The sequence below is a fragment of the Pseudoduganella sp. S-14 genome (assembly GCF_049913285.1).
In the GTDB taxonomy this organism is placed as follows: Bacteria; Pseudomonadota; Gammaproteobacteria; order Burkholderiales; family Burkholderiaceae_D; genus Rugamonas.
Window position 1 is genome coordinate 116,377 of sequence record NZ_CP183991.1, and the last position, 19,533, is coordinate 135,909.

A 19,533-nucleotide genomic window follows, 5' to 3' on the forward strand; every position below is an offset into this window, starting at 1 on the left:
TAACTGACATGAAAATTGCGATTCTCGATGATTACCAGGATGCAACTCGTAGCCTGGAATGCTTCAAACTCCTGGATGGCCACGAGGTCAAGGTTTTCAATAATTCCGTGAAGGGCATGGGCCAGTTGGTGGCGCGCCTGGCGCCGTTTGAGGCGCTGGTGTTGATCCGCGAGCGCACGGCATTCAACCGCGCCTTGCTGTCCAAGCTGCCTAACCTGAAAGTGATTTCGCAGACTGGCAAGGTGAGCGGGCATGTCGACATGGAAGCCTGCCGCGAACTTGGCATCACAGTCCTGGAAGGCGTAGGTTCGCCGACCGCGCCCGCGGAACTGACGTGGGCGCTGGTGATGGCAGCGCGGCGCAAGCTGTTCCAGTACGCCGGCAAGCTGCGCGACGGACAATGGCAGCAGGTGTCGATCAGCCATGAGCACAACACGCTGGGCCTGGTGCTGGCGGGCAGCACGATGGCGATCTGGGGTTACGGCAAGATTGGCAAGCTGGTAGCGGGTTATGCCAAGGCGTTTGGCATGCGCGTGATTGTCTGGGGCAGCGAGGCTAGCCGCGCCGCAGCCGCGGCCGACGGCTACGAAGCCGCCGCATCGCGTGAAGCCTTCTTTGGCGAAGCGGATGTATTGTCGCTGCACCTGCGCCTGGCCGAAGGCACGCGCGGCATCGTCACGGCCGAAGACCTGGCGCGCATGAAGCGCGACGCGCTGTTCGTCAACGTGAGCCGCGCCGAGCTGGTTGCGGCTGGCGCGCTGGAAGAAGCACTCAAGGCCGGCCATCCCGGCTATGCAGCGCTGGACGTGTTCGAAACCGAACCGCTGCCGGAAAATTCACCGCTGCTGCGCATGCCAAACGTGCTGTGCACACCGCACCTCGGCTACGTCGAAAAAGCCAGCTACGAACTCTACTTCCGCCACGCCTTCCAGAACCTGGTCAACCACATCAGCGGCTGAGCCCGTGTCCCACCATGGGTCACACCCGAAACGAGACACGAACTGTGCCGCTACACAGCCGGGTCCGTGTCCCATTTCGGGTGTGACCCCATGGTGGGACACGGGCTGGGCTGTGGGGGCATGGCGTGGACTTTGCTCCAGAGGCCGGCCCAGCCGGGAGGCCAGGTGATCGGGGCGCCGCAGTAGGGCGGGAGGTTGGCGCGGACGGGGACTACCGGTACCGCGGGCATGTCTGTCAGCAGGCCGCCGTTCGGGCGCTGCATGTCGAGGCTGTACATGTAGCCGGGGAGCAGGGCGTCACACACGCGCGCGAACCATTCGGTGTGGTCTTCGTCGCGGCCGAGCGCTTGCGCCAGTCCTTGCGGGTCGAATTTGGCCAGGGCGTGTACCAGTTCTTCCGTCGTGGCGCCGGGCTGGTCGCCCCAGCCCATCACGGGGTTGAAAATGTATTCGGCGCCGGAGCCGTACCAGCCTTCGCGCCAGGAACGCTGCATCCAGTCGCGCGGCCCGGTGAACAAATGCCAGCGCCAATGCAGGCCGGATGGCTTGGGCCAGGAGTACAGGTATAACTTCTGGTAGCCGGCCTTGTGCAACTCGCGCACTACCGCCATCAGTCGCGCGTGCGGCATGCGGTCGGGCGGGGCGCGGCGGAACAGGATTGCTTCGCCGTCGGCAAACTGCACTTCGTCGGTGGAGAGGTTCAGGTCGAGCGTGCGCGACTCGTTGCCAAACCGGGCGGAAATCCAGCCGGTCAGCAAATTGACAGCCGTGATGACGCCATAGCCGCGGTAGCGGTGGAAAATCACGGTTCCTGGTGCGAGCGCTTTCATGGTCTGGCCGGGCAAAAAACCCAGTGTAGTCAACTGTTCGGCGGAATGCCAGCCGGAAGTGGCAAACTTTTTCGGCTATCATGCACGCCATTCATCGATTTCATTTTAATTCATCATGACCCTGCGCATCATCGCTACCGGCGGCACTTTCGACAAGCACTACAACGAACTGAATGGCACCCTGGCTTTCACCGAAAGTCACCTGCCTGCCGCGATCAAGCGCGCCCGTATCACCACTCCTTGCGAGCTGGAAGTCGTGTCGCTGCTCGATTCGCTGGACATGGTCGATGCCGATCGCCAGCGCGTGCTGGCAGCCTGCCAGGCCGCTTCGGAAAAAGCCATCGTGATCGTGCACGGCACCGATACCATGCCGCAGACCGCGGCCGTCCTGGGCCCGGCCATCAAGGACAAGACAATCGTCTTCACCGGCGCCATGATTCCTTACGAGATCGATAATTCCGACGCCTTCTTCAACATGGGCTTTGCCTGCGGCGTGGCGCAGGTGCTGCCGCCTGGCGTGTACGTGGCGATGAACGGCCAGATCTTCGCCTGGGATAACGTGCAGAAGAACAAGGCGGCTGGCGTATTCCAGCCGCTCTGAATCACCTGAGTTTTGCCAGCGTTTGCTGAAAGCGCGCGGCATCCTGGTAGCCGATGACCCGCGCCCTCTCTCTGCCCTCGCCATCGAACAGGATGATGGCGGGCGGTCCAAACAGGCCGTAGCGTTTCAGCAGGGCCTTGTCCTGCTCGCTGTTGGCCGTCACGTCGGCTTGCAGCAGCGCGACGCCTTCCAGCGCGGCCTTCACCGGTGCGGCGCTGAAGGTGAGCTTCTCCATTTCCTTGCATGACACGCACCAGTCGGCGTAAAAATCGAGCATGACGGGGCGGCCTTTCGCAAGCTCCGCTTCAAATTCCTGCACATTGGCGACTTGCTTGAATGGCAGCACGGAGGCGTGGCGGTTCGGCAGCAGCGGCAAGGCCATCCACGCGGCCAGCGCCAGCAGCATGATGCCGAAGCCGCGCTTGACCCATACCATCCATGATCCTGCTCGCGGCAGCAGGCTTCCTGCGGAGATGCCAACCAGCACCAGCGGTACGCTCATGCCTGCCGCCATCGCAAACAGCGCGCAGCCGCCGACCAGCACGTCGCGCGTCTGGCTGATGTAGACCAGCGCGCCGGCCAGCGGCGCAGCGACGCAGGGGCCGACCATCAAGGCGGAAATGGCGCCCATGCCGAACACGCCTGCCAGCTTGCCGGCGGTGCGGCGGTTGGCGCTGTCGGCCAGGCGTGACTGCAGGACTGCCGGCAGCTGCAGCTCGTACAAGCCGAACATCGATAACGCCAGGGTGGACAGCAGCACGGCAAACGCGCCGATCACCCACGGTTGCTGCAGCGATGCGGCAAGGCCTTCGCCGGCCAATCCCGCTGCGATGCCGAAGGCCGTGTACACCAGCGCCATGCCAAGCGAATACGCGCCCGACAGCAGCAGGCCGCGCTTGCGGCTCGGCCTTGCCTTGTCGCCGACGATGATCGATGACAGGATCGGGACCATCGGCAGCACGCAGGGCGTGAAGGCCAGGCCCAGGCCGAGCAGCAGGAACAGGGGCACGATCTTCAGCAGCCGGCCGCCTTGCAGTACTTGCGCCAGCGGCGCTGCCGCTTCCAGCGTGGCGCCGGAATCCATCGGCGAGTAGCACAGGCCCGCGTCGGCGCATCCCTGGCTCGTCACGCGCAGCACAAAGGGGCCTTCGCCCTGGACCGGCACGCGCACGGTGACGCGGTGGCGGTAGGTTTCCACTTCCTTGCCGAAGGTCTGGTCGAATTTCACTTTGCCCGGCGGCAGTTCGGGGGCGCCCAGTTCGGCGCCGTCGGCGCTGAAGCGGAAGCGCTCGCGGTACATGTAGTAGCCGTCGGCGATGTCGAAACTGACTTCCGCAGTGCCGCCATCGGCCATGCGCGCCGAGAAGCGGAAGGCGGCTTGCGGCTCAAGGAAGTCTTGCGCCACCGCCCGCGCCAGCCCGAGCATCGTGAGCAGCAACGCCAGCAAAACGCGCCGCATCATTGCACCTGCAGGGCGTGTACGGCCTGCGCCAGGCCGCGTTCCTCGGGCCCCATCATGCGCGCCACGCGGCCATCGCGGTCGAGCAATACGATGCTGGGAATCTGGCGCACGCTGAAGGCATTGAACAGCGCGCCGTCCTTGTCCAGCCGCATGGCCATGCGCGACTTTTTGCTGCGTGCGAACTCGGCGACCTCCTTCTCGGACGACCAGACCGGCGACGCCACGGCAAGCCACTCAACGCCGGGAGTTGCCGCCAGCGCTTCGGCTTCTTCGCGCACGCGCTGGCAAGCTTGCGCCGTCGCCGGGCGGCTTTCGCGCAGGTAGGACTCGCACCACGGCGAGAAGAACATCAGTGCGCGCGGCTTGCCCTGGGCGGCAGGCAGCGGCAGCCCTTGTGCGACATCGCCGACCTTGAACGCGGCACGGGCCGGCGTTGCCTGCGGCGCCAGCGCCACGGGACTGGCGGACGCACGTTCGTCGACCGCGCGCTGCAACGCGTTCTCGAGTTCCTTGTCATGCAAATGGCCGATGTGCTGGATGCGGCCATCGCGGCCAATCACGATGTGCTGCGGCGTGACGCGCAGGTTGAGGCTGGCCGCCAGCGAACCGTCATCAATGACGATTGGCATGTGCAAGCCACGTTGGGCGCGGTAGCTCTTCACTTCCGTCTCGGTGTCGCTGTAGCCCGCATTGACGGCGACCATGGCGAGCTTGTCGCCGTACTGCTGGAAGGCCTTCTCGAAGGCGGGCATCTGCTCGCGGCAAGGCACGCACCAGGTGGCCCAGAACTTGAGGTAGACCGGCTTCTTGCCGTAGTACGAGGCGAGGTCGATGCGCTGGCCGTCAATGGTTTGCAGTACCGCGGCGGGACCCGGCTGCCCGATCAGGGCCTTGCCGGCCAGCTTGGCGCGGCTGGCGCCGCTGCCGGCTTCGTCGGCATGCGCAGGGACGGTGGAAAGGCTCACCAGGAGGACGGTGATCAAGGACTTGAACATGATGGCTTTCGTGGATTGGGATAAACCATGGTACCTTTGCCTTGGGCCATCAAAAAGACGCAAGATTGCACTGAATTTATGTACCATCAACTGAACCTTGCCATTGACCGCAAAGCCGCCGCCACCTTGGCGGACCAGATTTTTCTCGGCCTGCGCGGCGCGATCAGCGATGGGCGGCTGGCGCCGCAAGCCCGCCTGCCTTCCTGGCATGACCTGGCTGCGCAATTGGGCGTCGCACGCGGCACGGTGCGGCAGGCTTATGAACGGCTGCGCGATGAACAACTGGTCTGCACCGCCGGCGCGGCCGGCACTTTCGTCTGCGCCGGCGGCACCGTGGCAGGTGTACGCCGGACAGGCAGCGAGGCGCCGCGCGCTGCGCCCGGTGCGGCAGCGCTGGAAGTGGTGCAGGCTTTCCCCGGCCGGGCAGTCAGCACCAGTCCTTTCCAGGTCGGCGTGCCGGCCCAGGACGCCTTCCCCTTCAAGACGTGGTCACGGGTGATGGGCAGGGCGGCGCGCACGGCCGCTGCGATGCCCCTCGCTTATCCCGATCCGCGTGGCGAACATGCACTGCGCGCCGAGATCGCGGCCTACCTTTGCGTGGCGCGCGGCCTCGATTGCACGCCCGGGCAGGTACTGGTCTGCAATGGCTATGCCGGTGCGCTTGGACTGCTCCTGCGCGCACTGGAGTTGAAAGGCGAGCAGGCATGGATCGAGCAACCGGGCTATATGGCCACCCGCGATGCACTCGCTGCGGCGGGGCTGAAGCTGGTGCCGGTCCCCGTCGATCCCGAGGGAATGGACGTTGCGGCAGGCGTGGAACTGGCGCCGCACGCCAGGCTGGCCGTGGTGACGCCGGGCCAGCAGGCGCCGCTTGGCGTCACCCTGTCCCTGCGCCGGCGCCAGGCCTTGCTGGAGTGGGCGGCGCAGGCGGGCGCCTGGATTGTCGAGGACGATTACCTGGGCGAGCTCCAGCCGCAAGGGCGTGCCGCGCCGGCGCTGGCTTCGCAGGACCGCAATGGCCGCGTGCTGCATCTTGGCACCTTCAGCAAGACCCTGACGCCATCGCTGCGCGTGGGCTTCCTGGTGGCGCCGCCGGAACTGGCGGACTTGCTGGCGCAAACGGCGTCGACCTGCGGCAGCGCGCCGCCGCCCGTGGTGCAACTGGCCGTGGCGGAATTCCTGCATGGCGGCGCCTACCTGCGCCACCTGCGGCATATGAAACGGCTGTACCAGGAACGCAGGGCGGCAATGGGTGCGGCATTCGATCGCCTGGGCGCCATCCATGCACCGGCAGCACTGGGCGTGCTGCTGCAATTGCCGCCGGGTGTCAACGATGTGGAAGTCGCTGCGCGGGCGCGCAGCCTTGGCATGACGCCATCCGCCTTGTCGGGATGGTATGCCGGGGCAGCGCCCGCCGCCGGCGGGCTGCTGCTTGGCGTGACCAACGTGCCCGAGGACAAAGCCGCGGGCTATTGCGAGCGCCTGCTGGCGCTCACGCGGGCGTAGGGGGAACTCAGGCTTTCGCTTCGCCGCCCAGGGCGTCGACCACGTCCTGCAGCAGCTTGGACAGCTCGCCGGTCATCAGCATGAAGTCGCCGTCGAAGCGTTCCTCGTCGTTGCGGGTAACGGCATCGTTTTCCTTCATCACGTCCAGCGGCTTGACGCCCTTGATAGCCAGCGCTTCGGTCAGCACGAAGCTGATCTTGCTGTCCCAGGTCATGGCCAGGCGGGTGCACTGCTTGCCGGCGGCGATGTGGCGGCGGACTTCTTCCGGCTCCAGGGTGTGGCGCACGTAACGCACCGCTGCCTTGCTCTCGCCGGTGGCGCGCAGCTCGGTGTCCATGTCGACGGTGAAGCCGGCTGGCGCTTCGTCATCCTGCAGCCATGCAGTCATCACGCCGACCGGGGAACGCTGCACGCGCAGGCTTTCGATCGGCATGCGGTCGACTGCTTTCAGCAGATGCTTGATGACGTCGTCGGCCTTGGCCGGGCTGGCGGCATCGACCACCAGCCAGCCATTGACCGGGTCGATCCAGCACCAGGTGTTGCTGCGGATGGTGAAGGCGCGCGGCAGCAGTTCGTCGTGCACGCGTTCCTTGAGCTCTTTCATGGCTTTCTTGCCAGGGGCAAAGCCTTGCTGCTCTTCCATTTCGGCGGCACGCGCCTTGGCAACCTGGTTGACCACGGTCGACGGCAGCAGCTTTTTCTCGGTGCCCAGCACCATCAGCATCTGCTTGTTGACGACGTGCACCAAGCCACCGTTTGGACGCGGCTTGTCCCAGCCCTGGCGCATCAGCTCATTGCTGCTGGCAGGAGAGAAGGACTGTGCCTGGAGAGCTTCTTCGAGTTGTTCTGGAGTAAATGCCCATGGGGCGGGCAGACGGTAAACCTGGAGATTCTTAAACCACATACTTGTTTGCAGCCTAGCTGAGCATTTCAAAGGAACGACATTTTAGCAGGTGCTATTTAGGGCAGCTGACAATTAATGTCTTGCCCGCGTTGTCGATGGCATTCAGCCCCGCGCCGCTGCGGTTGCCGCGCTTGAGAATGCAGTAGCTGGTGAAGGGCGTGGTGACCCTTGCCAAGGTGTCGCCATTGGGCAACACCGTTTCAGCCATCGCAAATGCGCCGGAACCCTTGTAGGCGAGGGCGATGTCCTGCGCCAGTTTCGGTTCGTGCGCCAGCACGCGATCGTTGTCATTTTTGCTTTCCTTGCGCAGTTCACGGTCCACGCCGATGGCGGCACGGCGCGAGCGTTCCAGCACGCTTTCCACCACGGGCGCCGGTTGCGCAAAAGGATCGGGCGCCGTTGTCCCGGGCGCAGGCGCGGCTGGCGGTACCGTCAACACTGCCGCCGGTTTGGTCGATGCCACGGCGCTGCGCCGCGGCTGTGTCACCGCGGCAGGCATGCGCGGCCGCTCCGTCCTGGCGGGCATGCCAGGCATGGCGGGCGCCTGAGTCAGGAACACAATCTCGCCCTCGCGCTGCGGCAGCCGTGGCACCGTAAGCCGCGCGCTGAAACGCCAGCACGCGAACAGGGCCAGGTGGAGGACCGCGACCAGCGCCAGCCAGCCGTACCTGGGCCGAGCGATTGTCAGGGGCATGTCTTTACTTGTACCTTGTTGCCGTCGCGGAAAGGGTCCTGCCCCGCTGCGCCCACCAGGTTCACCACTTCGCACCATTCCTTGCCCCCGGCGCGGAAGCGTTTCATGGTGCGGCCGTCGCCCAGGTCGGACACCTGTTCCAGCACCACTTGCCCGTTGTAGGCACGTGCCAGCTGCCGGGCCAGCGGACTCTCTTCCCTTACGATAGTGGCGAACTTGTTCAGGCTCTCCTTGCGCAATTGGCGGTCCACGCCGGCGGCCAATTTGCGGTTTTTCTCCAGCAGGCTCTCCGCCGGCGGTACTGGCTTGGCAAACGGGTCCTCACTGGTGGTAGCGGGCACCGTTACCGCTTCCGCCACAGGCGGAGCGGTATCGGAAGCTGCCGGCGCCGTCGCGGTATTGACCATCGGCGGCGGCGGTGCGCTACGCCGGGAAGCCGGGGATACGGCAGGCACGGATGGCGCGGCGACGGCTGGCGGGCGTTTTGCCGGCCGGGTGGGCGCTTGCAGGTAGACCAGCTCGGATTCGCGCTGCACGTTGGCCTGGCGCACGTAGGGCATGCCGCGCCAGCAGAGGAAGAGCGCAGCGTGCGCCAGGACGATCGCTGCCAGCCAGGCCTTGCCACGGCGCGGCCCGAAGGGAAGGCTCATTTGGGGCATCTCACCAAGCGGGCTTTCGAGCCGTTGCGGAACGGATCGTGGCCACCGATCCCGATGTGGTCCACCTCCTCACAAACCATCTTCCCGCGCAGCATATAGCGTTTGTGAACCATGCCGTTGGTGCCGGCGAAGCTCTCCGGCTCGAATGGCCTTGGCGGCAGGCCGCCGGTGATGGACAAGCCAGCTGCCTTGTCCTCGTCCACCATGGTGGCAAATTTGTTCAGGCTTTCCTTGCGCAACTGGCGGTCGACGCTGGCGGCGGATTTACGCACCTTCTCAAGCAAGTTTTCAGCGGGCGCCAAGGGCCTGGCAAACGGGTCGGCCGGTTCGCTGGCTGGCGACGGCAGGGTGATCGATTGCGGCATTGCCTCGGTAGCGGCGGGCGGCGCGTCCGGGCGAGCTGCTTCGCTGGCAACCGGGGGTGGTGCAGGACGGGCCGGGGCTTGCGGCGCGGCAGCCTGCAGGGGCGGCAACTTCAGCAAGATCAGCTCACCTTCCGGCTGCCCGGCCATTTGCTGCGCCTGGCGTGCGGCTGGGCGCCAGGCCGTCAGCACTGCCAGGTGGCCCAGGGCGATCAGCACCAGCCAGGCGCGCCGAAGCGGGCGATGAACAGCATTGGCTTGCATAGGTAATCCGGGTTTGCAGCCGGACTCAGCTTGCCAGCTCGCGCGGGAAAGGTATCATAGATTAGCAAAAAGATCACCCTGCGCCGGCTGGGCCTTGGCGGCTTCTTCCAGGGTGCACAGGGCCGACATGCGCACGCCGAGCAGGCGCAGGCGGTCGTCCAGCGGCACGCGGCGCAGGCATTCGCCGGCGGCGCGGCGGATGGCGGCGGCATCGGCCGTAGGGGATGGCAGGGTCAGGTCGCGCGTCACCGTGCGGAAGTCGGCGTAGCGCAGCTTGATGCCCACGGTGCGGCCGGCGTAGCGCTTGCGCGCCAGGTCTTCCGCCACTTTCTGGCACAGGCGGGTGAAGATTTCCGACAGCTCGGCGCGGTCGCGCTTGACGTGCAGGTCGCGCGAGAAGGTGGTTTCGCGGCTCACGCCTTTCGGCTCGCTGCGCGTGGCGACGGCGCGCTCGTCGCGGCCATGGGAAATGCGCTGCAGCCATTCCGCGTAGTTGAGGCCGAAGTGTTCCTGCAACAGGGCTGGGTCGGCCGCAGCCAGCTGGCCGACGGTGTCGATGCCAAGCGCGACCAGCTTTTTCTCGGCCTTGGGGCCGATGCCGTTCACCTTGCGCACCGGCAGCGGCCAGATGCGGGCCGGCACGTCGTCGTAGCCGACCACGGTCAGGCCGTTGGGCTTTTCCAGGTCGGAGCAGATCTTGGCCAGCAGCTTGTTGGGCGCGACGCCGATCGAGCACGACAGCCCGGTGGCGGCACGCACCGCATCCTTGATGCGCTGCGCCAGCTCGCGCGTTTCGCCCTCGACATCAGTCAGGTCAATATAGATTTCGTCGATGCCGCGGTCTTCGATCTGCGGCGCGATGCTGGCCACGGCCGCCTTGAACAGGCGCGAATACTTCCGGTATGAATCGAAATCCACCGGCAGCAGGATGGCGTCCGGCGCCAGGGCGGCCGCCTTCATGGTGCCCATGGCGGAAAACACGCCCAGCGCGCGCGCCTCATAAGTCGACGTGGTGATCACACCGCGTCCCACGTAATCGCGCAGGCGGGAGAACTCACGGCTGCCATCCGGCAGCTCGCGCGGCTGGTGGCGCCCGCCGCCGCCGATCACCACCGGCAGGCCGCGCAATTCCGGATAGCGCAACAGCTCCACGGACGCGTAAAAGGCGTCCATGTCGAGGTGGGCAATGCGGCGGGGCCAGTCCATAACAAATAGTCGAGTTCGCTTGTGGTACTGTAATTATATACAGCATTTTTAGCAAGGTGCCCGGCGGATATACTGCTGGGCATGTACATCCCGCCCCTGCTGTTCGCCCTTGCCACCGCCCCGGCAATTGCCGCCCCCACCTGCCCGGCGCCATTGCATGCCGGCGCCAGCGATCTTGGCCTGGCGTCTTTCCGGGAGGACGACAGGGTCGGCGGGGCCGCCATCGACGTGCTACGGGAGCTGGCGCGCCGCACCAACTGCCCCCTCGATATCAGCTGGTACCCGCGGGCACGCTTGTGGGCCGAGTATGCCGGTGGCCGCATCAACCTGACCGCCAGCTCGGCGCGCAGCGCCGAGCGCGACCGCCTTGGCCAGTTCGTGCCCTTTGTCACGACGCACTTCGAACTGGTGCTGTCGCGCCGCGTGACCGGCAGTTACAAATCGCTGGCCGAATTCGTCGCACATGGCAGCGCGCGCCTGAACCTGGTGCGCGGCATCCTGTACACGCCCGAAGTCGAGGCCGAGGTCGCGCGGTTGCGCCAGCAAGGCCGGGTCGAAGTGGTCAACGACTTCGATATCGCCTTCCGCAAAATGGCGTCGAAACGCGCCGAGGCGACGCTGGCGCCGATGACCATCTATTCGCGCTACCTGCAAAGCGCCGGCCTGCAGGAACAGGTCAGCGTCATGCCCGTGACCGAATCGGCGCCCGTCCTGGCAGGCGCCTATCTTTCGCGCAACGGCTTCACGCCTGCCGCGCGCAAGGTGTTCGCCGAATCCCTGCTCGCCATGGTGACCGATGGCACGGTGGCGCGCATCTACGGCAAATACGTGGGCGAAGCAAACGGCCGCGCCCTGGTGTCCGATCACGCTCGCGCCATCATTTCAGCCTACCAGCCACTGCCCTGACGTTGCGGTAGCGCTGATCGTCGCGCCGCGTTACCATGCCTGTGCGATCATCGAATAAAAACCACTTTCTGGCGAGGCTTGGCATGAGCTTTTCGAACATGAATATCGGGATGAGGCTGGCGATCGGTTTTGCGCTGGCAATTGCGATTCAACTGGCCATGTCGCTGACGGGGATCAGCCGGCTTAGCCACAACGCGAGCCTGACCGATCGCCTGATCAGCGATCGTTACCTGAAGGTGCAGCTGACCAACGACATGCGCAGCTACTCGAATCGTTCGGCGCAGGCCCTGCGCAATGCCATGCTGGCGCCGGACAAGATCAGCAGCGACGGCTTCCTGGCCAGCATGGCGGAGGCGGACAAGGCCGGCGCGGCCGCTGCGGAAAAGCTGCAGAAGATCCTTGAAACTGACGAAGCCAAAAAACTGTTTGCCGAGGAGACCCAGGCCTTTGAAGCCTTCCGCGCCAAACGCGACAACGTGCTCAAGCTGTTCAAGGAGGGCGACCAGGACAGTGCGGTGCAAACCCTGTTCAAGCAGGCCATTCCCCTGCAGAACGCCTATTTCGGCAAGCTCGACGCCATTCTTGAGCAGCAGAACAAGCTGATGACGCAGGACGGCGATGAGGCGACCAGATCAGCCTCCCATGCGACGATGCTGATGATTGGCCTGCTGGTGCTGGCGACCGTGCTGTCGATTGTGGCGGGCTACCTGATTACCCGCTCGGTGACCGGACCTTTGCTGCAGGCGGTGGAAGTGGCGGAAACCGTGGCGCAAGGCGACCTGACCGCCAACATCGACGCCAGCCGCAAGGATGAAACCGGGCGCTTGCTGCATGCACTGCAGGATATGGTGGCGTCGCTCAAGCGCACCGTCGGCTCGGTGCGCACGTCCACCGATACGATCAATACCGCGGCGGCGGAAATCGCGGCGGGCAATCTCGACCTGTCGCGCCGCACCGAGCAGCAGGCTGCCAGCCTGGAGGAAACCGCTTCCTCGATGGAGGAATTGACGTCGACAGTCCGGCAGAATGCAGACAATGCGCGCCAGGCCAACCAGCTTGTCGTCTCGGCAGCCAGCCATGCCAGCGAAGGCGGCCAGGTGGTGGGCGAGGTGGTCGATACCATGGGGGCGATCAAGGCCAGTTCGGCGCGCATGGCGGATATCATCAGCGTGATCGACGGCATTGCGTTCCAGACCAACATCCTGGCGCTGAATGCCGCTGTCGAAGCAGCGCGCGCCGGTGAGCAGGGCCGTGGTTTCGCCGTCGTGGCATCCGAGGTACGCAACCTCGCGCAACGCAGCGCTGCGGCGGCCAAGGAAATCAAGGAGCTGATCGACGACTCGATTTCCAAGGTCGATGCGGGCGGGGCGCTGGTGGATCGCGCCGGGGCAACCATGCAGCAGATCGTGGCGTCCGTGCAGCAGGTGGCGGACATCATGAATGAGATTAGCTCGGCCAGCCAGGAACAGTCTTCCGGCATCGAACAGGTGAACACGGCCATCGCTGAGATGGATAACGCGACGCAGCAGAATGCGGCGCTGGTGGAACAGGCGGCTGCCGCCGCACGCAGCATGCAAGAGCAATCGGAGCAGCTGGTGGAGGCGGTCGCGGTGTTCAGGATGGAGGGTTCGGCAGGCGCCGCACCAGCCGCGCGCATGTCCACGGCGGTGCGGGCCACGGTGCCTGCGCTGCGGCCTGCCCGGGGCCCAGCGGCCGGCGCGATGGGCGGGCGCGCGTCGGGCGGCCGGACTCCTGCGGGCAGCGCCGGAAGGCGGCCGGCGCCGGCACCCGTAGCAAGCGACGGCGACCTGCCCGAGGCAGCGGACGACGCGGTGGAGGCGGAATCGGCCAGCGCTCCAGCCGCGCCGGCAGGCGCCACGCGGACCGGCTCAGCGCGCCCAGGCGGACGCGCGAGCGCTGCACGCGGCGCTTCGGCAAAGCAGGCAGCGGCACCGGCACGCGCAACACCGCCAGGCGACGACTGGGAAGAGTTCTAAGCCGGCAGCTTGCGGAACCAATCCGCCGTCGCCTCGTCGGCGGGAAAGAAGGCCTCCATGCGCAGCTCATGCACCGTCACATCATGCGGCGTGCCAAGCGTGGTAATGGTGGTGAACAGGTTAAGCTCCACGCCATCCTTGCGCAACGTGAACGGCAGGAAGGGCAGCGCGCGGCGGTCGAGGTTGGCCGTCTTCGACGCGGCCCGGACGCCCGGGATCGCCAGCAAGTCCTCCAGCAGCATCGTCGCTTCGCTGCCCGGCCCATCGCTCATGGCCTCGCGTTGAATCCACTGCAGCAGGTCGGCGCTGACATCCGCCCAGTTGGCGATGTACTTGCGCAGGCCGTTCGGCTCCAGCGTCAGCTTGATGACGTTGGAAGTGGCCGGCGGGCCGTCAAGCAGCCATGCGATCATCTTGGCTGCCGGGCCATTGCTCATGACCAGGTTCCACAAGCGGTCCACCACCAGCGCAGGATAGGGCGCCTGCTGCCGCAGCATGAAATCCAGCGCCTGCTTTACCGCCTTCATTTCCGGATCGGACAAATTGCGCTCCTGGTAAGCCGGCGCATAGCCGGCCGCCAGCAGCATCACATTGCGCTCGCGCAGCGGGATATCAAGCACGATGCCAAGCTTCAGGATCATTTCGCGGCTGGGCTGCGAGCGTCCGCTTTCCAGGAAGCTGATGTGCCGCTGCGAGATGCCGCTCTCGGTCGATAGCCGCAACTGGCTGAAACCGCGCTTGCCGCGCCAATAGCGCATCGCCGCTGCGTAATCGCTGAAATACTGCCCCGGTGCTGCCGCTCCCATAACGCTCCCCTCAAGACTGGATGAAGTCCAGCAAGTCGCTGTTCACTCTTGCCATATGCGTGAGGAACATACCATGCGGCGCGCCGTCATACACTTGAAGTTTCGCATTGGGCAGCAGGGCGGCGCTCGGCCTGGCAGTCAGCTCGAACGGCGCACTGGCGTCATTGGTGCCGGCAATCAGCAGGACCGGCAGCGTAATGTCCGGCAGCTCGGCGCGGAAGTCTTCGCGCTGCAGCGAGCGGTTGCATTCGTACAGCGCCTGCAGCGAGGCTTGCAGCGGCATGGCGCGCAGCCAGTCGCGCATGCCTTGCGGCGTATCTTCGGCAACGAACGGCGGCAGGTTTTCGTCGATCCATTTTGGCAAGTCTTTCATCAACTGCTCTGTGCGGAAGTATTCGAGCAGCGCTGGGTCTATGCCGTTCGGGTTGCCGGCGGACCTGGCAATGCAGGGCGTCATCGTTCCCAGCAGCGCGACGCGCCTGATGCGGCGCTGGCCATGGCGGCTCAGGTAGCGCACCGCTTCGTTGCAGCCCATCGAGTGCGCCACCAGGGTGACGTCATGCAGGTCAAGCGCTTCCAGCACGGCGGCCAGGTCGTCGGCCAGGGTGTTGAAGTCGTAGCCGCGGCCAGGATCGCTGGAGCGGCCGTGGCCGCGCCGGTCGAAGGCAATCACGCGCATGCCCTGCTGCGCCAGCGCCAGCATCTGGTAGCACCAGGAATCGGCGCCCAGCGACCAGCCTCCCACGAACAGCACCGGCTCGCCATCGCCCCAGTCGCGATAGAACAGGTTGACGCCGTCGGCAGTACGCACGGTGCTCGGTTCGATCACGCGGGCGCCCGAGATCTTGTATGCGGTCATGATTGCCTCCCTTCCTTACTGTGCGAAGTAGTCGATAAAGCCGGTCACGCTGGCCAGGCGGCCGTCTGCCGCGAGAACTGCGAAGTCGGTGCCCTTGGCAACCGGATCGCTGCCAGGCGCGCCCAGCGTCCACGAGAAGCGCAGCACGTCGCCATGGCTGTCCGGGGTGCCGGCCAGTTCAAAACGGTGGCCGGGGAAGTGGCCCTGCGCGCCGGCGATCATCGCGTCGATCCCACCATGACCGGCGCCCTGCATCAGGGGGTCCTTGTAGTTGGCTTCCGGAGTGAAAGCCGCTCCTACACGGGCACGGCGTTCATCGGCGTTGCGCTCGTTCCAGGCTGCCAGGTATTTTTCGACGATCTGCATGGTGTTTCTCCTTTCGTTGGTTGGTGAAGCCATTGTCAACAAATCCATGTCATGCGACGATTACCTCCCAGGTAATCAAACAGGAATCCATGTGACACTCCATCACCGATTTGCCCTCATCTCCCTGCTGGCTGCCTGCGCCGTTGCGCAAGCAGGCTGCCCCACGACACTGCCGCTGAAAGGCGTGCTCAATATCGATAACTGCTATCCCATGCGCGAGGACTGCGTGCCCGCATCGGATGCCTTGTATCAGTACGCCGAGGCCGTACCGGACGGCGGGGATGAGGGGATGACCATCGCCCTCCATGGCAGCCCCTGGCACTTGTATGGGCCCGACTCCCGCATCATGACGATCGACAAACTGGCGGAGGTCCTTCGGCAGGAAAGCAAAAAGAAGAAGAAGCTCAGCCATGTCGTGCTGATGTCTTCGTGGAGCGGCACAGCGCCCGACAAGCATCACCTTCCGCTGGCGCGGCAACTGTCCAACAAGCTGGGCGACGTCAAGGTAAGCGGTGCCGACGGCTTCCTGTGGTACAGCAAGGACGGCAAGCTCACCACCACGCAGCAAGCTTTTACAGCTTTCGTTACTGGCCCGTATGCCGTCAAAAAAGGAGAGCCGGTCATGGCATCGCTGGTGACAGGCTGGCCAGCGCAGTTTGAAGAGACGTTTGCCAGGCAAGGCGACGCCGATGGCTTGCTGCGCGCCGGCGTCGGTCATGAAACGTTCAGCCTCTGCCCCGAGCGCGCCTGGAAGGCGTTTGATGCCGCAGCGGCCCTGGGCAATCCAGTCGCAGCCTACAACGCTGCCGTACTGAGGCTGGAGCGCGGTGCTCGTGGCGACCGGGAAGCAGCGCAGGATCTGCTCAGGAAGGCCATGGCGGCCGGCGACCAGCCAGCCGCTGCCCTGCTTGAACAAACATCATTGCAACGCAAAGGGAAGCCGTGAGAGGATTAGCCTTCCCCGAAAGCAGAGATGAAAAACAGGAGTTTCAGTTGAAATCGATTTTATTCGTGGCCAGCCTGGCCATCAGCACCACGGCTGCAGTGGCGAATGCCGCACCGACGGCATCGGCATCGGCGAAGGCGTCCAAGCCTGCGGCTTCTGCTGCGGCCCCGGCGCCAGTGGCTGTGCAGACGCGCGACGTTCCCGTCAATGACTTCATGCAGGGCCGCCTGCCGTTCCAGATCGCCCTGAACGTGCCGGTACCGGCGGAATTCCAGCAGTCCAAGGTCAAGAAAATCGGCTATTCGTACTGGATGCGCCCGGAAGATGCCGCGACGGCGACCGCCGCCAGCCTGCCGACTCGCAATGGTTATATGTACGGTTCGACCGCCACCAACGTCACTTACGACGCGGCCCACCATGTGTTCTACGGGATCAGTGATCCCGGTTCGCTGAACAAACTGCGCGGTGCAGCCACCAATATCCAGGTCCAGGAATTCAAAGATGCCAGGCACCCGGCCGTGATGGTTTCCATGATCAGCGGCACTACTGGACAGCCGGCCTACTTCATGTACATGGCAACCGGCAAAAAAAACGAGACGTTCTTCCTGTCCTACCGCGCGCCGGACGGCCGCAAGGACATTGGCGATGCGGTGTGGGCCAAGCTGGCCGCCGCCATCAAATAAGCAGGATTGCGCGAAAATCGTTGACGTTGGTGCGGGTGGGTCCGGTGACCACCAGGTCGCCCAGCGCAGCAAAGAAGCTGTAGCCGTCGTTGTTGTCGAGCAGGGCGCGGGCGTCCAGGCCCTGGGCGGCGGCGCGCTGCAGCGTGTCCGGCCCCAGCACGGCGCCGGCATTGTCCTCGGTGCCGTCGATGCCGTCTGTGTCACAGGCGATGGCATGCACGCCGGGCGCTCCCTGCAGCGCGACAGCCAGCGCCAGCAAGTATTCCGCATTGCGCCCGCCGCGGCCCGTGCCGCGCACCGTGACGCTGGTTTCCCCGCCTGACAGGATGACGCAGGGCGGCCGCAATGGACTGCCATGCTCGATCACGCCTTGAGCCAGTGCGGCGTGCGACACGGCCACGGTGCGCGACTCGCCTTCCAGCCTGTCGCTCAATATCAGCGGGCGCAGACCCTCGGCACGGGCCACGTCGGCCGCTGCCTGCAATGCTTGCCTGGCGGAGGCAATCACGGCCACGCTGTTGTGCGCCAGGTGCGTGTCGCCGGGCTTGGGCGTTTCCTGCGCCGGGTCTTCCAGCACGGCGAGCACGGACGGCGGTATGTCGATACTGTATTGCTGCAGGATGCGCAGGGCATCCTGCGCGGTCGATGGATCGGCCAAAGTGGGGCCGCTGGCCACCACGGCCGGATCGTCGCCTGGCACGTCCGACAGCACCAGCGTGACCACGCGGGCCTGGCCGCAAGCCAGCGCCAGGCGGCCACCCTTGACCGCCGACAGATGCTTGCGCACGATATTGATGTCGCCAATTGGCGCGCCGCTGCGCAGCAGAGCCTTGTTGATGTCGCGCTTCTGCTCCAGCGTGATGCCTGGCGCCGGCAGCGACATCAGCGCCGAGCCGCCGCCGGATATCAGGCACAGCACCATATCGTCCGGTCCCAGGCCCCGCACTGCCGCCAGCATGCGGTGCGCTGCGGCCTGGCTGGCGTCGTCCGGCACCGGGTGGCCGGCCTCGATCACTTCCACTTGCCGCGTGGGCGCGCCATGCCCGTAGCGCGTCACCACCACGCCGCTCAGGGGGCCTTGCCAGCGCCGCTCCACGCCCTGCGCCATGCGCGCGGACGCCTTGCCGGCGCCGATGATGACGGTGCGGCCTTTCGGCGGCGGCGGCAGGTGGGCCGCAATGGTTTCCAGCGGATCGGCCGCGCGCAGGGCGGCGTTGAACAGTTCGGACAGCAGTTCGCGGCCAGTCTTCACAGCATTTCTCCTTTGCTGCCAACGCATAGCAGCACCAGGGCGCCACCCGCCGCCAGGCAGGCCGCCACCAGCAATATGCCGTTGGCTGTACTGTGCGTGGCGTCCTTGATCGCGCCTACCAGGTAGGGGCTGACAAAACCGGCCAGGTTGCCGAGCGAATTGATCATGGCGATGCCTGCCGCAGCCGCAGAGCCGCCCAGCATGGCGGTCGGAATGCTCCAGAACACCGGCAAGGTGCTGAGGATGCCGGCCGTCGCCACGCTCAAGGCCGCCAGCGCCTGCACCGGGTTGTTCGCATAATGCGTCGATGCCAGCAAGGCTGCTGCGCCAATGAAGGCAGACAGCGCAACGTGCCAGCGCCGTTCGCCGCTGCTGTCGGAATGGCGCGCAATCAGGATCATTGCCACTGCTGCGATGCCATACGGGATGGCGGTCAGCAGCCCGATGTCGAGCACGTCCCGCACGCCGCTGTTGCGTATCAGTTGCGGCAGCCAGAAGCCGACGCCGTACAGCCCCATCACCAGCAGGAAGTACACCAGCGCCAGGATCCACACCCGGCTGCTGCCAAACACGTGGCGCAGGCCCCATTGTGCGCGTGGTGCGCCGTCGCGTGCCAGCTCGTGTTTCAGCAGCGCCTTTTCCTCGTCGTTAAGCCAGTTGGCATCGTCGATGCCATCGTCCAGCAGCGCCAGCGTCAGCACACCCAGCGCCACTGCCGGCAAGCCCTCCAGCAGGAACAGCCACTGCCAGCCGGCCAGCCCGCCGCTGCCGGCAAAGTGCGACATGATCCAGCCCGACAGCGGGCCGCCCACCACGCCCGCCACCGCGACGCCGCTCATGAAAACGGCGACGATACGTGCGCGCCGCTGCGCCGGATACCAGTAGGTGAGATACAGGATCACGCCGGGGAAGAAGCCCGCTTCCGCCACCCCAAGCAGGAAGCGCATCACGTAGAAGCTCACCGGGCTGCTGGTGAACAGCATGGCTGCCGACAGCAGGCCCCAGCTGGCCATGATGCGCGCGATCCAGCGCCGCGCGCCGACGCGCAGCATCAGCAGGTTGGAAGGCACCTCGCACAGGAAGTAGCCCACGAAGAAGATCCCGGCGCCCAGCCCATACACGGTGTCGGAAAACTGCAGGTCCGCCTGCATCTGCAGCTTGGCAAAACCGACGTTCACCCGGTCCAGGTATGCCACCACATAGCACAGGAAGAGGAAGGGCAGCAGGCGCCAGCTGACGCGCGCATACAGCTTTTCGGTAGTGATCATTCTTGTTG

The 19,533-nt window shown here is 65.4% G+C and carries 20 protein-coding genes; 7 read left to right on the forward strand and 13 right to left on the reverse strand.

Annotated features, from left to right (window positions below; genetic code table 11):
- Positions 1 to 8 precede the first annotated feature (8 nt).
- Positions 9 to 959, forward strand: a complete 951-nt coding sequence (locus ACN9MZ_RS00495) for a D-2-hydroxyacid dehydrogenase family protein (RefSeq protein ID WP_426340402.1) — start codon at positions 9 to 11, stop codon at positions 957 to 959.
- A 50-nt stretch (positions 960 to 1,009) separates the two neighbouring features.
- Here ACN9MZ_RS00495 and ACN9MZ_RS00500 read toward each other — a convergent pair whose 3' ends face one another.
- Positions 1,010 to 1,789, reverse strand: a complete 780-nt coding sequence (locus ACN9MZ_RS00500; protein WP_426340403.1) for an L-asparaginase — start codon at positions 1,787 to 1,789, stop codon at positions 1,010 to 1,012.
- Positions 1,790 to 1,904: 115 nt separating this feature from the next.
- Here ACN9MZ_RS00500 and ACN9MZ_RS00505 point away from each other — a divergent pair, with 115 nt between their 5' ends.
- Entirely contained in the window at positions 1,905 to 2,390 is a 486-nt protein-coding gene (locus ACN9MZ_RS00505) for an asparaginase domain-containing protein (protein WP_426166523.1), read from the forward strand.
- A gap of 1 nt (position 2,391) precedes the next feature.
- On the opposite strand, the gene dsbD is transcribed toward ACN9MZ_RS00505, so the two are convergent.
- Both dsbD and ACN9MZ_RS00515 read right to left on the reverse strand, forming a co-directional pair.
- Complete coding sequence (gene dsbD / locus ACN9MZ_RS00510; RefSeq protein WP_426340404.1) at positions 2,392 to 3,852, reverse strand: protein-disulfide reductase DsbD; 1,461 nt, start codon at positions 3,850 to 3,852, stop codon at positions 2,392 to 2,394.
- Positions 3,849 to 4,847: a TlpA family protein disulfide reductase gene (locus ACN9MZ_RS00515; protein ID WP_426340405.1), complete on the reverse strand. Its 999-nt coding sequence runs from the start codon at positions 4,845 to 4,847 to the stop codon at positions 3,849 to 3,851. Before ACN9MZ_RS00515 ends, dsbD begins: the two co-directional genes overlap by 4 nt.
- Before the next feature lie 78 nt (positions 4,848 to 4,925).
- Here ACN9MZ_RS00515 and ACN9MZ_RS00520 point away from each other — a divergent pair, with 78 nt between their 5' ends.
- Positions 4,926 to 6,353 carry a PLP-dependent aminotransferase family protein gene (locus tag ACN9MZ_RS00520; RefSeq protein WP_426340406.1) on the forward strand — a complete coding sequence of 476 codons (1,428 nt, stop codon included), beginning with the start codon at positions 4,926 to 4,928 and terminating at the stop codon, positions 6,351 to 6,353.
- A 7-nt stretch (positions 6,354 to 6,360) separates the two neighbouring features.
- On the opposite strand, the gene ACN9MZ_RS00525 is transcribed toward ACN9MZ_RS00520, so the two are convergent.
- From ACN9MZ_RS00525 to dinB, 5 genes are read right to left on the reverse strand one after another with little or no spacing between them, the layout of a single operon-like run.
- Positions 6,361 to 7,257, reverse strand: a complete 897-nt coding sequence (locus tag ACN9MZ_RS00525; RefSeq protein ID WP_426340407.1) for a recombination-associated protein RdgC — start codon at positions 7,255 to 7,257, stop codon at positions 6,361 to 6,363.
- A 52-nt stretch (positions 7,258 to 7,309) separates the two neighbouring features.
- Positions 7,310 to 7,951 (reverse strand): hypothetical protein, encoded by a 642-nt coding sequence (locus tag ACN9MZ_RS00530; RefSeq protein WP_426340408.1) that lies wholly within the window; start codon positions 7,949 to 7,951, stop codon positions 7,310 to 7,312.
- Positions 7,942 to 8,601: a hypothetical protein gene (locus ACN9MZ_RS00535; protein WP_426340409.1), complete on the reverse strand. Its 660-nt coding sequence runs from the start codon at positions 8,599 to 8,601 to the stop codon at positions 7,942 to 7,944. The genes ACN9MZ_RS00530 and ACN9MZ_RS00535 overlap by 10 nt, the downstream gene beginning before the upstream one ends.
- Positions 8,598 to 9,236, reverse strand: coding sequence for a hypothetical protein (locus ACN9MZ_RS00540; protein ID WP_426340410.1), 639 nt, complete (start codon positions 9,234 to 9,236; stop codon positions 8,598 to 8,600). The genes ACN9MZ_RS00535 and ACN9MZ_RS00540 overlap by 4 nt, the downstream gene beginning before the upstream one ends.
- Before the next feature lie 54 nt (positions 9,237 to 9,290).
- A complete protein-coding gene (dinB, locus tag ACN9MZ_RS00545; RefSeq protein ID WP_426340411.1) occupies positions 9,291 to 10,442 on the reverse strand; it encodes a DNA polymerase IV in 1,152 nt (383 codons plus the stop codon).
- Positions 10,443 to 10,523: 81 nt separating this feature from the next.
- Here dinB and ACN9MZ_RS00550 point away from each other — a divergent pair, with 81 nt between their 5' ends.
- Positions 10,524 to 11,348: a substrate-binding periplasmic protein gene (locus ACN9MZ_RS00550; RefSeq protein WP_426340412.1), complete on the forward strand. Its 825-nt coding sequence runs from the start codon at positions 10,524 to 10,526 to the stop codon at positions 11,346 to 11,348.
- 83 nt (positions 11,349 to 11,431) lie between these two features.
- Positions 11,432 to 13,345 (forward strand): methyl-accepting chemotaxis protein, encoded by a 1,914-nt coding sequence (locus tag ACN9MZ_RS00555; RefSeq protein ID WP_426340413.1) that lies wholly within the window; start codon positions 11,432 to 11,434, stop codon positions 13,343 to 13,345.
- On the opposite strand, the gene ACN9MZ_RS00560 is transcribed toward ACN9MZ_RS00555, so the two are convergent.
- Genes ACN9MZ_RS00560 through ACN9MZ_RS00570 form a run of 3 tightly spaced genes read right to left on the reverse strand, consistent with a single transcriptional unit; the run spans position 13,342 to position 15,376 of the window.
- Positions 13,342 to 14,151 (reverse strand): helix-turn-helix domain-containing protein, encoded by an 810-nt coding sequence (locus tag ACN9MZ_RS00560; protein ID WP_426340414.1) that lies wholly within the window; start codon positions 14,149 to 14,151, stop codon positions 13,342 to 13,344. The two genes, ACN9MZ_RS00555 and ACN9MZ_RS00560, sit on opposite strands and share 4 nt — an antisense overlap.
- A 10-nt stretch (positions 14,152 to 14,161) precedes the next feature.
- Positions 14,162 to 15,010, reverse strand: coding sequence for an alpha/beta fold hydrolase (locus ACN9MZ_RS00565; protein WP_426340415.1), 849 nt, complete (start codon positions 15,008 to 15,010; stop codon positions 14,162 to 14,164).
- A gap of 15 nt (positions 15,011 to 15,025) precedes the next feature.
- Positions 15,026 to 15,376 (reverse strand): nuclear transport factor 2 family protein, encoded by a 351-nt coding sequence (locus ACN9MZ_RS00570; RefSeq protein ID WP_426340416.1) that lies wholly within the window; start codon positions 15,374 to 15,376, stop codon positions 15,026 to 15,028.
- Between ACN9MZ_RS00570 and ACN9MZ_RS00575 the strand changes: the two genes are divergently transcribed.
- Together ACN9MZ_RS00575 and ACN9MZ_RS00580 are read left to right on the forward strand one after the other, a co-directional pair.
- A complete protein-coding gene (locus ACN9MZ_RS00575) occupies positions 15,375 to 16,322 on the forward strand; it encodes a hypothetical protein (protein ID WP_426340417.1) in 948 nt (315 codons plus the stop codon). The two genes, ACN9MZ_RS00570 and ACN9MZ_RS00575, sit on opposite strands and share 2 nt — an antisense overlap.
- A 47-nt stretch (positions 16,323 to 16,369) precedes the next feature.
- A complete protein-coding gene (locus ACN9MZ_RS00580) occupies positions 16,370 to 17,005 on the forward strand; it encodes a hypothetical protein (RefSeq protein WP_426340418.1) in 636 nt (211 codons plus the stop codon).
- Here the strand turns inward: ACN9MZ_RS00580 and ACN9MZ_RS00585 are convergent.
- Positions 16,998 to 18,284, reverse strand: a complete 1,287-nt coding sequence (locus ACN9MZ_RS00585) for a glycerate kinase type-2 family protein (RefSeq protein ID WP_426340419.1) — start codon at positions 18,282 to 18,284, stop codon at positions 16,998 to 17,000. The two genes, ACN9MZ_RS00580 and ACN9MZ_RS00585, sit on opposite strands and share 8 nt — an antisense overlap.
- Entirely contained in the window at positions 18,254 to 19,525 is a 1,272-nt protein-coding gene (locus ACN9MZ_RS00590; protein WP_426340420.1) for an MFS transporter, read from the reverse strand. Before ACN9MZ_RS00590 ends, ACN9MZ_RS00585 begins: the two co-directional genes overlap by 31 nt.
- Between the last annotated feature and the right edge of the window lie 8 nt (positions 19,526 to 19,533).

Coding starts and splice junctions, on each gene's coding strand:
- ACN9MZ_RS00515 (WP_426340405.1), bottom strand. CDS start 4,847: ATGTTCAAGTCCTTGATCACCGTCCTCCTGGTGAGCCTTTCCACCGTC.
- ACN9MZ_RS00585 (WP_426340419.1), bottom strand. CDS start 18,284: ATGCGTTGGCAGCAAAGGAGAAATGCTGTGAAGACTGGCCGCGAACTG.
- ACN9MZ_RS00530 (WP_426340408.1), bottom strand. CDS start 7,951: ATGCCCCTGACAATCGCTCGGCCCAGGTACGGCTGGCTGGCGCTGGTC.
- ACN9MZ_RS00575 (WP_426340417.1), top strand. CDS start 15,375: ATGGTGTTTCTCCTTTCGTTGGTTGGTGAAGCCATTGTCAACAAATCC.
- dsbD (WP_426340404.1), bottom strand. CDS start 3,852: ATGATGCGGCGCGTTTTGCTGGCGTTGCTGCTCACGATGCTCGGGCTG.
- ACN9MZ_RS00535 (WP_426340409.1), bottom strand. CDS start 8,601: ATGAGCCTTCCCTTCGGGCCGCGCCGTGGCAAGGCCTGGCTGGCAGCG.
- ACN9MZ_RS00555 (WP_426340413.1), top strand. CDS start 11,432: ATGAGCTTTTCGAACATGAATATCGGGATGAGGCTGGCGATCGGTTTT.
- ACN9MZ_RS00565 (WP_426340415.1), bottom strand. CDS start 15,010: ATGACCGCATACAAGATCTCGGGCGCCCGCGTGATCGAACCGAGCACC.
- ACN9MZ_RS00550 (WP_426340412.1), top strand. CDS start 10,524: ATGTACATCCCGCCCCTGCTGTTCGCCCTTGCCACCGCCCCGGCAATT.
- ACN9MZ_RS00520 (WP_426340406.1), top strand. CDS start 4,926: ATGTACCATCAACTGAACCTTGCCATTGACCGCAAAGCCGCCGCCACC.
- ACN9MZ_RS00495 (WP_426340402.1), top strand. CDS start 9: ATGAAAATTGCGATTCTCGATGATTACCAGGATGCAACTCGTAGCCTG.
- ACN9MZ_RS00590 (WP_426340420.1), bottom strand. CDS start 19,525: ATGATCACTACCGAAAAGCTGTATGCGCGCGTCAGCTGGCGCCTGCTG.
- ACN9MZ_RS00540 (WP_426340410.1), bottom strand. CDS start 9,236: ATGCAAGCCAATGCTGTTCATCGCCCGCTTCGGCGCGCCTGGCTGGTG.
- ACN9MZ_RS00560 (WP_426340414.1), bottom strand. CDS start 14,151: ATGGGAGCGGCAGCACCGGGGCAGTATTTCAGCGATTACGCAGCGGCG.
- dinB (WP_426340411.1), bottom strand. CDS start 10,442: ATGGACTGGCCCCGCCGCATTGCCCACCTCGACATGGACGCCTTTTAC.
- ACN9MZ_RS00525 (WP_426340407.1), bottom strand. CDS start 7,257: ATGTGGTTTAAGAATCTCCAGGTTTACCGTCTGCCCGCCCCATGGGCA.
- ACN9MZ_RS00505 (WP_426166523.1), top strand. CDS start 1,905: ATGACCCTGCGCATCATCGCTACCGGCGGCACTTTCGACAAGCACTAC.
- ACN9MZ_RS00570 (WP_426340416.1), bottom strand. CDS start 15,376: ATGCAGATCGTCGAAAAATACCTGGCAGCCTGGAACGAGCGCAACGCC.
- ACN9MZ_RS00500 (WP_426340403.1), bottom strand. CDS start 1,789: ATGAAAGCGCTCGCACCAGGAACCGTGATTTTCCACCGCTACCGCGGC.